Origin of the sequence: Citrobacter sp. R56, from assembly GCF_016811995.1 — a bacterium.
GTDB lineage: Bacteria > Pseudomonadota > Gammaproteobacteria > Enterobacterales > Enterobacteriaceae > Citrobacter_D > Citrobacter_D enshiensis.
The window spans coordinates 2,276,308-2,288,588 of the sequence record NZ_CP069159.1 but is presented as its reverse complement, the minus strand read 5'-3'; the positions used below and the strand labels follow the sequence as shown (position 1 = coordinate 2,288,588).

Annotated in this window: 11 protein-coding genes; 6 read left to right on the top strand and 5 right to left on the bottom strand. The window is 55.2% G+C overall.

What is annotated here, in order from left to right; all coding sequences use genetic code 11:
- Positions 1 to 108: 108 nt before the first annotated feature.
- A complete protein-coding gene (locus tag JM656_RS10890) occupies positions 109 to 684 on the bottom strand; it encodes a helix-turn-helix domain-containing protein (protein WP_203361155.1) in 576 nt (191 codons plus the stop codon).
- Positions 685 to 721: 37 nt separating this feature from the next.
- Here JM656_RS10890 and mddA point away from each other — a divergent pair, with 37 nt between their 5' ends.
- The gene (gene mddA, locus JM656_RS10885; RefSeq protein WP_203361154.1) at positions 722 to 1,240 is read left to right on the top strand and encodes an L-methionine sulfoximine/L-methionine sulfone acetyltransferase; all 519 of its coding nucleotides are present in this window, start codon (positions 722 to 724) and stop codon (positions 1,238 to 1,240) included.
- Positions 1,237 to 1,686, top strand: coding sequence for a DMT family transporter (locus tag JM656_RS10880; protein WP_203361153.1), 450 nt, complete (start codon positions 1,237 to 1,239; stop codon positions 1,684 to 1,686). Before mddA ends, JM656_RS10880 begins: the two co-directional genes overlap by 4 nt.
- A 5-nt stretch (positions 1,687 to 1,691) precedes the next feature.
- Here the strand turns inward: JM656_RS10880 and JM656_RS10875 are convergent, their stop codons facing one another.
- Positions 1,692 to 1,925 carry a YdcY family protein gene (locus JM656_RS10875; RefSeq protein WP_203361152.1) on the bottom strand — a complete coding sequence of 78 codons (234 nt, stop codon included), beginning with the start codon at positions 1,923 to 1,925 and terminating at the stop codon, positions 1,692 to 1,694.
- A gap of 17 nt (positions 1,926 to 1,942) precedes the next feature.
- Positions 1,943 to 3,541 (bottom strand): ABC transporter substrate-binding protein, encoded by a 1,599-nt coding sequence (locus JM656_RS10870; protein WP_203361151.1) that lies wholly within the window; start codon positions 3,539 to 3,541, stop codon positions 1,943 to 1,945.
- Positions 3,542 to 3,823: 282 nt separating this feature from the next.
- Here JM656_RS10870 and JM656_RS10865 point away from each other — a divergent pair, with 282 nt between their 5' ends.
- Genes JM656_RS10865 through JM656_RS10855 form a run of 3 tightly spaced genes read left to right on the top strand, consistent with a single transcriptional unit; the run spans position 3,824 to position 10,252 of the window.
- Positions 3,824 to 5,119 (top strand): SrfA family protein, encoded by a 1,296-nt coding sequence (locus JM656_RS10865; RefSeq protein WP_203361150.1) that lies wholly within the window; start codon positions 3,824 to 3,826, stop codon positions 5,117 to 5,119.
- A 4-nt stretch (positions 5,120 to 5,123) separates the two neighbouring features.
- Positions 5,124 to 8,105 (top strand): virulence factor SrfB, encoded by a 2,982-nt coding sequence (locus JM656_RS10860; protein ID WP_203361149.1) that lies wholly within the window; start codon positions 5,124 to 5,126, stop codon positions 8,103 to 8,105.
- Complete coding sequence (locus JM656_RS10855; RefSeq protein ID WP_203361148.1) at positions 8,102 to 10,252, top strand: virulence factor SrfC family protein; 2,151 nt, start codon at positions 8,102 to 8,104, stop codon at positions 10,250 to 10,252. Before JM656_RS10860 ends, JM656_RS10855 begins: the two co-directional genes overlap by 4 nt.
- Positions 10,253 to 10,293: 41 nt before the next feature.
- Here JM656_RS10855 and JM656_RS10850 read toward each other — a convergent pair whose 3' ends face one another.
- Positions 10,294 to 10,467 carry a GhoT/OrtT family toxin gene (locus JM656_RS10850; protein ID WP_203361147.1) on the bottom strand — a complete coding sequence of 58 codons (174 nt, stop codon included), beginning with the start codon at positions 10,465 to 10,467 and terminating at the stop codon, positions 10,294 to 10,296.
- 192 nt (positions 10,468 to 10,659) lie between these two features.
- On the opposite strand from JM656_RS10850, the gene yncL reads away from it, so the two are divergent.
- Positions 10,660 to 10,755, top strand: coding sequence for a stress response membrane protein YncL (gene yncL / locus JM656_RS10845; RefSeq protein WP_162382245.1), 96 nt, complete (start codon positions 10,660 to 10,662; stop codon positions 10,753 to 10,755).
- Positions 10,756 to 10,844: 89 nt separating this feature from the next.
- Here yncL and patD read toward each other — a convergent pair whose 3' ends face one another.
- Positions 10,845 to 12,269 carry an aminobutyraldehyde dehydrogenase gene (gene patD / locus JM656_RS10840; protein ID WP_203361146.1) on the bottom strand — a complete coding sequence of 475 codons (1,425 nt, stop codon included), beginning with the start codon at positions 12,267 to 12,269 and terminating at the stop codon, positions 10,845 to 10,847.
- Positions 12,270 to 12,281: the final 12 nt, after the last annotated feature.

The window sequence follows — 12,281 nt, the reverse complement described above, 5'->3', positions numbered from 1 at the left end:
TTTCATTTCAAACTTCACAGAAGAGAATGAGATTACGTCGCGTTGGATTTAATAATAAAAGAAGAAAACTGCTCCGGTGGAGCAGTTTATATCCACAGCGCTTGCGGCTTAATTGCCGGTGGGATTTAAACGTACCACCAGATAAACGCAGGGATATGACGTTTCATTAATAAAGCGGCAGTCATTGGGCGGTCCGAGTTCGAGACAGTCCCCGGCCTTCATTTCATGACGGGTATCCCCTTCAACAAACACCAGTTCTCCCTGCTGTAACCAGATAAGCTGACGGGCCAGCGCGTAGGACGACGCAGGCATCGGAACGTCGCTGCCGGGCGGAAGTTCAATCTGCACCAAATCGATCGGCAGATCGCTGCGCGGCGAGACATGGCGGCGCAGATAGTGCGTTTGCGGATCGTGCCAGACCGGTTGATCGGCAAAGCGCAACAGTTTGCCCTCCTGCATCTCGGCGCGGGCGATCAGCGTCGACATGCTAATGCCAAACGCGCCCGAAAGTCTGCCAAGCAGCGTTGCCGTTGGACTGCTCTCGCCCCGTTCAATCTTGTGGATCATCGCCCGTGAGACGCCCGCCCGTTCGGCAAGCTCCGTCAACGACCAGCCCCGCGACTCGCGTTCAATGCGAATTCTGACACTGATCCGTTGATTTATACTGTCTTCAATAGTATTCATATCGTAATACTATAGTGAACACCCCTTGAGGTTCAACATGCCCATTCGATTTGCCAGCAAAGATGACTGTGCCGCCATCGCAGAAATCTACAACCATGCCGTTTTACACACCGCCGCCATCTGGAACGATCAAACCGTTGATGTCGACAACCGTATCGCCTGGTATGAAGCGCGTCAGTTCCTGGGCTATCCGGTACTGGTCAGCGAAGAAAATGACACGGTCACCGGCTATGCCTCTTTTGGCGACTGGCGAAACTTTGAGGGCTTTCGCCATACCGTTGAACACTCTGTCTATGTTCACCCGGAACATCAGGGTAAGGGTCTGGGGCGAGCACTACTCAAAAGACTGATTGATGAGGCGCGTGCGTGCGGTAAACACGTGATGGTTGCTGGAATTGAGTCGCAAAACCTCGCCTCGCTGCATCTGCATGAATCACTGGGGTTTAAAACGACAGCGCACATGCCGCAGGTCGGTACGAAATTTGGTCGTTGGCTGGATCTGACCTTTATGCAACTGCAACTGGACGATCGTATCGATCCGGACGGACACAGATGAACCAGACGCTGACCGTTGCTTTCCTGATTGCCGCAGGCATTGGCCTGGTTGTACAAAACACCCTGATGGTGCGGATTACCCAGACCTCGTCGACCATCCTTATCGCGATGCTGCTCAATTCGCTGGTGGGCATTATTCTGTTTGTCAGCATTTTAGGGTTCAAACAGGGTGCGGTGGGATTTGGCGAGCTGATGTCCAGCGTGCGCTGGTGGACGCTGATCCCCGGCCTGTTAGGGTCGTTTTTTGTTTTCGCCAGCATCAGTGGTTATCAATATGTCGGCGCGGCGACCACCATTGCGGTACTGGTCGCCAGTCAATTGATTGGTGGCTTAGTGCTGGATATCGTGCGAAGTCACGGGGTGCCGATACGGGCGCTGGCTGGTCCCGTGTGCGGGGCGGTTTTGCTGGTTGTCGGCGCCTGGCTGGTCGCCAGACGCACGTTTTAGGATGATCAGAGGATCGTGCCGCCTTTGGTGAGCTGATCGCGGCGCGCTTCCATCTCTTCTTTGTGCTGGCGTCCATGATGCGCAATGGCGGTACGCAAGCGTTGCTGCTGGGTATAGCGATCTTCCCGACTCAGCTCGCCATCATCGCTCAGCACCACCAGCAGTTCATTCATATGGCTGATCACGCCTTCATTAATGGCGGCATCGACGCGTGAACTTACCTCATCCAGATGCGACATATTTTCTCCTTAACGTCTTAATTCAATTTCGCTTTTGAAAAATCGCTGCCCATCAGGCTTACGCTGTAACCGCTCACATTACTGCGCGTAGCGTAGAACGTTTTTCCGTTAGCCAGCGCTATCCAGGGCGCTTGTTGATAAAAAATGTCCTGTGCCTGACCGTACAACGCCGCGCGTTCGGCCGGATCGCTGACCAGCTTCGCCTTCTGCACAAGCGCATCATACCCCTTATCGCACCAGCGTGCGGCATTCGATCCGGTTTTGATGCTATTACACCCTAACAAGACATCGGCAAAATTATCCGGGTCACCGTTATCAGACATCCAGCCAAACAGCGCGGTATCATGTTCGCCTTTACGCATGCCGGAAAGGTACTCGCCCCACTCAAAAGAGACAATTTTTGCCGTTACGCCCACTTTTGCCCAGTCACTCTGGATCATCTCGGCAATTCGCCGCGAGTTGGGGTTATAAGGACGTTGAACCGGCATTGACCAGAGCGTCACTTCAAAGCCCTTCTCCTGCCCGGCCTGTTTCAGCAGTTCTTTCGCCTTTTGTGGATCGTAAGTGTAGTCGTTAAGGTCTTTTTTAAAGCCCATCATCTTCGGCGGAAGGGGCGATTTTGCAACCGTGCCGGAACCTAAAAAGACCGCGTTAATGATCGCGTTTTTGTCCGTGGCGTAATTCAGCGCCTGGCGAACCAGAACATTATCCAACGGTTTCTTCTCTGTATTAAACGCCAGATACCCGACGTTTAGCGCATCAACGGTATGCAGCGTCAGATCTTTATTCTTTTTAATCTCATCAAACTGCACTGGCGCGGGCGCGGGAATAATCTGACATTCGTTGGTTTGCAGTTTTGCCAGACGCGTCTGGACGTTAGGCGTGATCGAAAAAATCAGGTGTTTTGTCGGCACATCGCCATCCCAGTAGTGAGGGTTCGCCAGATAGCGAATCTGCGCATCCTGCTTGTACTGTTGTAAAACGTAAGGACCGGTGCCAATCGGCCAGTTATCGACGTTTTCCGGCGTGCCTTTTTTCAGCATGGCATCGGCATATTCCGCCGAGAGAATAGACGCAAAATCCATCCCCCAGTCGGCGAGAAACGCCGCATTCGGCTCGCTCAACACAAACTGTACGTGGTAATCGTCAAGCTTCTTCACCTCTTTGATCAATTTGTCCAGACCGACATCATTGAAGTATTCGTAGCTCCCCTGCGAAACGTTGTGATAGGGATGGCTGGCGTCTTTCTGGCGCAAAACGGAGAAAATAACGTCGTCAGCGTTGAAATCACGGGTGGGCTTGAAGAATTTATTACTGTTGAACTTCACACCCTGCCTCAGGGTGAAGGTATAGGTTTTGCCGTCTTCAGAGATAGTCCAGTCGGTCGCCAGAGACGGGACCGGGGTATTTTTTACCGGATCAAAATTGATTAATCGGTTGTACAGCACCTGAGAACTGGCCACAAACGAGGGGCCAGAACTGGCGATTTGCGGGTTAAACGATTCGGGAGACGCTTCCGAGCAATAGATGATTGTATCCGTCGCTGCCGCCATGGCGGCGCCTGTGGGCAACATTGCGCTGAGCGCCAGTGCAAACACTGCTTTCCCTGTAGACATAGTTATAGGCCTTCTCATTTTAGTCGTAAGAGGACCATCTGAGCATAGCTGACAAAAACTGACAAATAACGAATCACTCTCAGGTTATGCAAATCCGGCGTTTTTCGCTGATAAATTCCGCAACGGGCGTGAAAGAATTTCCCTTAAGTCTTTTTGTTAACGTCAAGATTTTTCCGTCTCCTCTATGCCTGGAAAATTCGCCCCTTTTTGCCTCTCTTCCGCCGTTTGCATGTCGCGGCGACCCGTAAAGTAGATGCGTGAAGAAGTCTAAGGGACAATAACGTGGCAAAAACTCTCTTGCGTAGCGGCAATCTGGATGACTATCAGGCCGTGGGCGGCGGCGGTCAGGCCGTTTTTGATTCAGCATTGCAAATTCGTGAAACGCTCCGCCTGCGTAAACAGCAAGCCATGGCGGAATGTCTGGCGATACCGCAACTCAATGATACCGGCGAGCGCGTTGACTGGTATTCCCCGGTCGAGGGAGAGGCTATCGCGTGGAAATCTGCCAGCGAAGAGTCGCGTTTACGGGCGCTGCGCGTGCTGGCTGGCATGGTAGAGACGGCAGCGGCTTTGAGTCGAAAAAGCCTGCAATCCGGTAAAACGTCTCTGCAACTGTTTGGATCGTTGCTGGAGAAAGCCCTTCAGTTCCCTGGCGAAAATCATGTTTTTCTGGTGAACGGCAAGCCGGTTATCACCTTCTGGGGTTTCGTGAATCTCAACGAAAATACTCGTGAAGAGGTCCTGGATTGCCTGCGCACCTTTGACGCGCCACCTGCGCTTTGCGTAGAACCTGAGCCGGAAGACGAGCCCGTTCCCGAGGTAACCTTCGCTCTGGCGGATGAACCTCTGCTGGTGCCTGTTATCGAGCCACTCCCGGAGCCTGAGCCGATTTCAATTGCTGCGCTGAAAGTCAGTGAGCCGGAAACGCCACCGCCGTCGGTGAAACCCGCCCGTCGTCTGCCCGTGTGGTGTTTGCCGCTCGCGGCGGCGGTTATTGCGCTCATCGCTGCGCCATTGCTGTGGAAGCCATCGACTGTCGTCACTGAAACCCCTGTCCCCGTGATGTTGGCTGCATCAGAGATAAAACCGTTGCCGAAGACAATCGCCCCGCTGCCGCTGCATCAGGCGGAAGTGATCCCGGCACCTCAAACAGAGAAAAAAGCGGAACAGCCGGTGGTGATTGCCGCCATCCCGAAAGATGCGCTGGTGATGGATGCCAATCAGATGAAAGCCGGGACGACGCGTTTTTTAAACGGTAACTGGCGCGTGATGATCGATGTAAAGGATCCCATCACCGGGAAAGCGCCCTCTCTGCGCTATCAGTTGCAAAACAATAAAGGCACCGCTCGCGTGGTGCATGGAGACAGTATCGTCTGTCGGGCCGAGGTGTTCTCGGGTCTGCATCAGACGGGCGAGCTGATGATCAAGAGTCGTGGCAATGCGCGTTGCACTGACGGTTCACGCTACCCCATGCCGGAAATTACCTGTAAAGCGGGCGCGAATGACGTCGCGACTTGCACGGCGCGTTACGATGCTCACGCGGCGCTGCCGTTGTCGTTTAAAAAGATAGGTGCCTGATTTTATGCTGGTAAATCTGTGTGATTACAAACAAAGCGTAACGCTTATCGCCAACAGCGGCGTGCAGTTTCTTGATTTTGGGTTGACGCCGCAGGAGTCAGCGCACCTGGGGCGTTTTGTGCGAAAAACGGCCAATGGCCCCTTGTTACGGCTGGATTTCGATCTCAGCAGCGGTCGCTATACGTTACCGGTGCGCACCGGCGGGCAACCCGAAGTCGTTAAACCGGAAAGTACCCAAACGCTGCATCATTCGCTGGAGGTGCTTGACGGTGTCTGGTTGCCGCTGCCGTTTTTGCGCTTTAATCCGCCACGCACTTTCGTGGAAGGCCCGGATAACTGGGCGCGGGTACAGGTGCGCAAACTGGCGCATCCCGACGGTGCAGGAAACACCCATCGCGTTACCCTGGCCTTAGACAGCCAACTGGCACAGAACGTCTCTGCAACGCTTGCGCCAAACGAAAACGATCTGCTCAACGGCACCCGCTTTGCGCTCGCCTGGCGCGATGACGAAGTGGCCGATTTTCTTGATCAGACCTGGGTTGACGGCTGGCTGCGGGAAGCCTTTTTCCAACATCTTACCCACAAAGAAGATCACTCAGAGCAGGACGTTCAACTGGCGCTGCGCAACTTTGAGTATCAGGCGCACTGGCTGAATCTGCTGACGCTGCTGGGCGAACAACTTGCGGTACCGGAAGTGAAACTGGTCACCCATACGCTGAGCACACCCGCAATCCCGGTCGATTTGATTCTGGATGTCGGCAATACGCACACCTGCGGCGTCCTGATTGAAGATCACGGCGATGCCAACGACGGACTGCGCCAGACGGCAGAATTGCAGGTTCGTTCGTTAAGCGAGCCGCAGTTCCTCAACGATCCTCTCTTCACCAGTCGCCTGGAGTTCTCTGAAGCACGCTTTGGCAAGCAGCACTTTTCCGTCGAAAGCGGTCGCGACGATGCCTTTGTCTGGCCGTCTATTGTGCGAGTGGGCGACGAAGCCCGAAAACTGGCCATGCAGCGTTTAGGCACTGAAGGCAACAGCGGGATCTCCAGCCCGCGTCGCTATCTGTGGGATGAAACACCGGTCTTGCAGGACTGGCGTTTTAGCCAGATGAACAGCAAAACCCAGCGCGAGCCGCTCGCCACGGCGTTTCCGTTAATGAACCTGATGAATGACGATGGAGAGCCGCTGTTCAGCCTGCCGCAGGATGACCGATTGCCGGTATTCTCCCCACAATATAGCCGCAGCACGCTGATGACCCACATGCTGTGCGAAATTCTGGCACAGGCGCTGGGGCAAATTAACAGCGTCGCGACCCGGCTGCGTCTGGGCTTCCCAACCTCTCCCCGTCAGCTACGTTCGCTGATTTTGACGTTGCCCTCTGCGATGCCGAAACAGGAGCGCGAGATTTTCCGCCAGCGCATGTTCGAAGCCGTCGCGCTGGTGTGGAAGGCGATGGGCTGGCATCCACAGGACGAGGATTTCGCCACCCGCAAACAGCAGGAAAAGAGCGTTATCCCGGTGCCCACGATCCAGATGGAATGGGATGAAGCCAGCTGTGGGCAACTCGTCTGGCTGTACAACGAAGCGATTTCACACTACGCCGGTCGTACTGAATCTTTCTTTAATGCCCTCTCCCGCCCGGATCGCCTGCCAGAACCTGGTGAAGTGAAAGGTCGGGCGCTGCGCGTCGCCTCTATCGACATTGGCGGCGGCACCACCGATATGGCGGTTGTTCATTATCAGCTTGATGACGGTGTCGGCGCTAACGTCAAAATCACGCCGCACTTATTGTTTCGTGAAGGGTTTAAAGTCGCCGGAGACGACCTGCTGCTGGATGTCATTCAACGTTGTGTCCTGCCTGCGTTGCAAACCCGTTTGCAGCAGGCCGGGGTAAGCGATGCCGCCGCCCTGCTGGCGACCTTGTTTGGCGACTCGGGGCGGATAGATACACAGGCAATTTTGCGCCAACAAACCGCGTTACAGCTGTTTATGCCGCTGGGTCATGCGGTGCTTAGCGCCTGGGAGCAGAGCGATATTAACGATCCGCTGGCGGGATTACATGCCTCGTTTGGCGAACTGCTGCCTCAACGTCCTACGCGCAACGTGATGAACTATATCCAGCAGGCGTTCGATCATGCGTTGCCATCTGGCTCTGAGCCGTTTGATCTGCTGAATGTACCGCTACAGGTGCAGTTCAGCACGTTACAGGAAGCGCTGCTGGCGGGTCAGTTCACACTGACCTCCCCGCTTCATGCCGTCTGTGAAGCCATTTCGCACTATTGTTGCGACGTGTTGCTGGTCACCGGACGTCCTGCCTGCTTGCCAGGCGTGCAGGCGCTGATCCGCCATCTGCAGCCGGTTCCGGTCAACCGAATTGTCTGGATGGATAACTACCGCGTGCATGAATGGTATCCGTTCAGCCAGCAAGGCCGTATTGGCAATCCGAAATCGACCGCTGCCGTGGGTGCGATGCTGTGCAGTCTGGCGCTGGACTTACGCCTGCCGCGCTTTAACTTCAAAGCGGCGGATATTGGCGCTTACTCTACGGTGCGCTATCTCGGGGTGCTGGATAACACGGTGAACACGCTGCGCGATGAGAATGTCTGGTATCACAACGTCGATCTCGACAAACCCGGCATGAAGCTGGACACCCGTCTGCACTTCCCGTTACGCGGCAACGTTACCCTCGGTTTTCGCCAACTGGCGAACAGTCGCTGGCCAGCTACGCCGCTGTACACCCTGAGTATCAATTCCGCCGAACTGGCGAAAACCATTGCCGGAGATGGCGTCTTAAACGTGCGGCTACAACTGCGTGGCACCAATAAAGAAAGCGGGCCGGAATCCTTCGTACTGAGCGATGCCTGGCTACAGGATGGCACGCCTGTCGCCGCCAATGCCCTGACCCTCAAATTAAATACGCTGGCTGACCGCCGACACAGCGGCAGCCACTACTGGATCGACAGCGGGAGTGTGTACCTGAAATGAGTAAGCCGTTAAACACCACACAGGCCATCATTGACTGGGTTAATCACACTCGTCAGCAAACAACGCGCCTTGATGATGAAGCCGATGCGCTGTTGGCGCAGCTCACCCAGGCCAGCTTGAAAGAATCGGCCCTTCACCAGGCACAGGCCGCCAGAGGTAGCGTGGGGTTGTATGGGCATTCACAATCCGCGAAAGCACATCTGCTCAGCGCGCTCTGTAGAGGCGGAAACGGAAAACTGAATGTGGCGACGCCAGAACGCAGTTTTGACTATTTTTCGCATATTAATCCGGGGCATGCGCCAACGAACATGGCGCTGCGTTTTACCCGGGACAACGTCGCAACTGACAGCGACTGGCCGCTGTATTTGCGGCTTATCAGCGAAGCGGAACTGGTGCAGATTTTTATCGCCCAAGCCTGCGCGCAACCCGCCCATCGAGCGGTTGAACGGTCGATCATCGAATCACGATTAGAAAAGTGGCAGGCGCTGCGCCAGCGTCAGACTGTGCCGGGGGTGACGCCTGAAGACGTCGCGGCCATTGCCCATTTCTGGCGAACGTGTGTGCCCGCAGGGCAGCAGCAGATTGATGATGCACTTTGGCACCAGTTTGCCACTATTCTACCCGCTGTCGATCTCACCACCCGGGCAAACGCGTGGGCGTTACTGTGGGGAGAGCAACCGGAACTGACCCGCCAATGGTTGGATCTGGCGCATACGTTGCAGCAAACCTGTCATGCTAAAGAAGTGGCGGCACCGCTGAGTTTACTGGTCGACAATTTTGGTTTGCCGGCGGAAAGCTTTCTCACCCAGGGAGCGCAGAGTAGCGGAGAGACACAAAGCGATGTGGTGGTCCACCCGGTGGTGGAGGGGCAACTGCAGAATGCGACCAGCCTGTCGCTGGACGCCCTGGCGTTGTTAACCCGCGAAGTGGTTCTGACCGTTGAAGATACGGTGCTGGATAACGTTGATCTGTTGGATATTCCCCTGGCGCCTGACGTGGCGATTTCCCCGTTATGGCGGGCGAAACTGGACTGGATGCTGGAGAGTTATCGCCAGCGCTTGCAACCCGACGTTTTAGTTATCTGTAACGCTCTCTCATCCCGTTCGCAAACCCCTGCGGTCGCCCGCAAGCTATCCGGCTGGGTGTATGACACTCAACCGTTGCGCGACGCCGCCATGCCAGGGGTGGTGTGGGCGATTACCCCGCAGGATGCCCGCTTTGCGACGCAACAAAATCTGGATGAAGCCGTTCAGCAGTTAATGGGCAAACCCGGTTTACACTGGGGAACGCTACAGGCGCTGGATAAACACAGTTTACAACGCCTGGTGGAGTGGCTCTCACAGGCGACATCGCCAGCCCAGCGTCAGGCGCGGCTGACCTCATTGATTGGGCAGCATCATCAACAGCTCCACGACCTTCTGCTTCCGGACGCGGGCGAGCCGATGGCCGCCGAGATCGTCATCCGCCAGTTGCAGGCGCAGGCAGCCCGTCATGGCGAACTGCTCGACGGCCTGCTGCCGCCGATTCACCGTTTTGAGTCGTTGTTGCAGACTCAACAACCGCGTGAAGAGCAGGTGAGCGGATTGTTCAGTGAAGAGATCGACCTGTTCGCCGACATGCGCGATGCGCCCCGTCCGGCGGAAAACAAAGAGACCGGCGACCTGGCGCATCGAATGTGGGTTAACCATGTGCGTCAGTGGTGTCGTAATGAGGAGAATGCGCGTCGATTAGGTCTGGCGCCGGAAACGCTCCGACATACCGTGGATATTCTGGTCACCACAAGCTATCGGCTCGCTCTGCCACAGCATTTACAGCAGATTATGCAGCGTGAAGCGGTTTGTGGCGCGCAGTTGCACGCCGGAATCGGCAACTTTGTCGCCTGGCTCGGCTATGCGGAGGTTGCAGAAGCTGCGCGTCCTGCCAGCCGAATCCGCAAAGGCACCGCTATTTTTAGCGCAACGGAGCAACCGCCGATGTCCCGCTTAACGCAACTGGACGAACAGCCCGTCCATGCCGCCAGTCGCTATGTCTATGACTGGCTGGTTGCGCTTTACACTCGCGCCAATGAAAACAAAGGATACCGGCATCCGCTGGATGTCACAGACGCAGACAAAAAGCGGTTGCGCGAACTCTTGCCACAGGTCTGATAACGAGGCCCAGGCCTCTTATCTGGCCGTGCAGTGTTGCATCAGAACAGTGAAAACATCAACGCGACAGGAAAACTCATCGGCCAGGTGGCGCCGACTAAAACGGCGCTCAGCAAGCGGATCCGTTTTTTATCGTGGGAGAGAAACCAGGTCGTCAAGCAGGAGATTGACGCCATTACTGCGTAAAAAATTAACATCTTTTGGTAGACAGACATGTCAGGCATCCAGGCCAGAATTAAAAAACGCGCACAATATGCTCCTTTTTTTGATCTACATCAAGTTTTATTGCCTTGAAACACGGATTTAACAGAAGCCCAACACAACTCTGTGATGTCCAGAATAAGTACTATTGCGAATAGTTTGAAGCCGTACTATACACATAAGGGCAATATAAAAAGGTGGCAAAAATGAATGTTTCCAGTAAAACCGTAGTGCTGATAAATGTCTTTGCTGCTGTGGGGCTTTTTGGTCTTATCTCTTTGAGATTTGGCTGGTTTTCTTGAATCAATACCGTGCTTGCAATGTAGAATGGCAGAGAGAATTTCTCCTCTCTGCCATCGATTTACGACCTTCCTGTAGATGAGACGTCCGGTTAATGCTTAACCATAACGTGGCGGACAACGGTGTAATCTTCTAATCCATACAGTGACATATCCTTACCGTACCCCGACAGTTTTTGCCCACCGTGCGGCATTTCACTCACTAACATGAAATGGGTATTCACCCAGGTACACCCATACTGCAGTCTGGCGCTCAGACGATGCGCGCGCCCAACGTCCCGCGTCCACACCGATGACGCCAATCCGTACTGCGTGTCGTTCGCCCACGCCAGCACCTGATCTTCATCGTCAAAGACGGTGACGCTCACCACAGGACCGAACACTTCGCGCTGCACAATGGCATCTTCCTGTTTCGCGCCGGCCAGCAGTGTCGGCGCAAAATAGTATCCCGCCCCCGCCACTTTATTACCGCCAGTGATGACCTTGATATGGCCAAGCGCTTTCGCCTCTTCCACCGCTTTGCTTACCCGCTCAAGATGGGTCAGCGAACTTAACGGTCCCAACTCGGTGGTTTCATCTTCCGGCGCGCCGGTCTTCAGGCTGGCGACGGCCGCACCGAGTTTCGCAACCAGCGCGTCGTAGACCCCTTTCTGGGCATAAATCCGGCAGGCTGCGGTACAGTCTTGCCCGGCATTGTAGAATCCAAAGGTGCGTACACCCTCGACTACGGCGTCCAGGTCTGCATCGTCGAAGACAATCACCGGGGCTTTACCGCCCAACTCCATATGGGTGCGTTTAATCGACGGCGCAGTATGACTGATAATGTGTTCGCCTGTGGCGATTGAACCGGTCAGAGAAACCATGCGCACTTTTTCATGACCCGTCAGCGGATCGCCCACCGTTTTCCCGCGACCGAACAGCACATTAATCACGCCAGCGGGGAAAATGTCTTTTGCAAATTCGGCCAGTTTCAGCGCCGTGAGTGGCGTGATTTCAGAGGGTTTAATCACCACACAGTTTCCCGCCGCCAGCGCAGGCGCCAGTTTCCAGGCCGCCATCATCAGCGGGTAGTTCCACGGGGCGATGGAGGCGACAACGCCGACCGGATCACGGCGGATCATTGAGGTGTGCCCTTCCAGATATTCCCCCGCCGCCAGACCGTTCAAGCAACGCGCCGCCCCGGCAAAAAAGCGAAACACGTCGACAATCGCCGGGATCTCATCGTTCAGTACGCAGTGCAGCGGTTTACCGCAGTTTTGCGACTCCAGCGCCGCAAAGACCCCGGCGTTGGCTTCGATCGTATCGGCCAGTTTAAGCAGCAGATCGGCGCGGAACTTCGGCGTGGTTTGCCCCCATCCGACAAATGCGCGATCGGCCGCCCGCACTGCGGCATCGACCTGCGCGGGTGAGGCTTCCGCAATCTCCAGAATCACCTCGCCCGTCGCGGGGTTGTAAACGGGTTGCTTTTCACCTTCACCGCTGACCAGCTCACCGTTAATCAGTAATTGATGTTGCATAGCATTTTCCCA

Coding starts and splice junctions, on each gene's coding strand:
- JM656_RS10890 (WP_203361155.1), bottom strand. CDS start 684: ATGAATACTATTGAAGACAGTATAAATCAACGGATCAGTGTCAGAATT.
- mddA (WP_203361154.1), top strand. CDS start 722: ATGCCCATTCGATTTGCCAGCAAAGATGACTGTGCCGCCATCGCAGAA.
- JM656_RS10880 (WP_203361153.1), top strand. CDS start 1,237: ATGAACCAGACGCTGACCGTTGCTTTCCTGATTGCCGCAGGCATTGGC.
- JM656_RS10875 (WP_203361152.1), bottom strand. CDS start 1,925: ATGTCGCATCTGGATGAGGTAAGTTCACGCGTCGATGCCGCCATTAAT.
- JM656_RS10870 (WP_203361151.1), bottom strand. CDS start 3,541: ATGTCTACAGGGAAAGCAGTGTTTGCACTGGCGCTCAGCGCAATGTTG.
- JM656_RS10860 (WP_203361149.1), top strand. CDS start 5,124: ATGCTGGTAAATCTGTGTGATTACAAACAAAGCGTAACGCTTATCGCC.
- JM656_RS10855 (WP_203361148.1), top strand. CDS start 8,102: ATGAGTAAGCCGTTAAACACCACACAGGCCATCATTGACTGGGTTAAT.
- JM656_RS10850 (WP_203361147.1), bottom strand. CDS start 10,467: ATGTCTGTCTACCAAAAGATGTTAATTTTTTACGCAGTAATGGCGTCA.
- yncL (WP_162382245.1), top strand. CDS start 10,660: ATGAATGTTTCCAGTAAAACCGTAGTGCTGATAAATGTCTTTGCTGCT.
- patD (WP_203361146.1), bottom strand. CDS start 12,269: ATGCAACATCAATTACTGATTAACGGTGAGCTGGTCAGCGGTGAAGGT.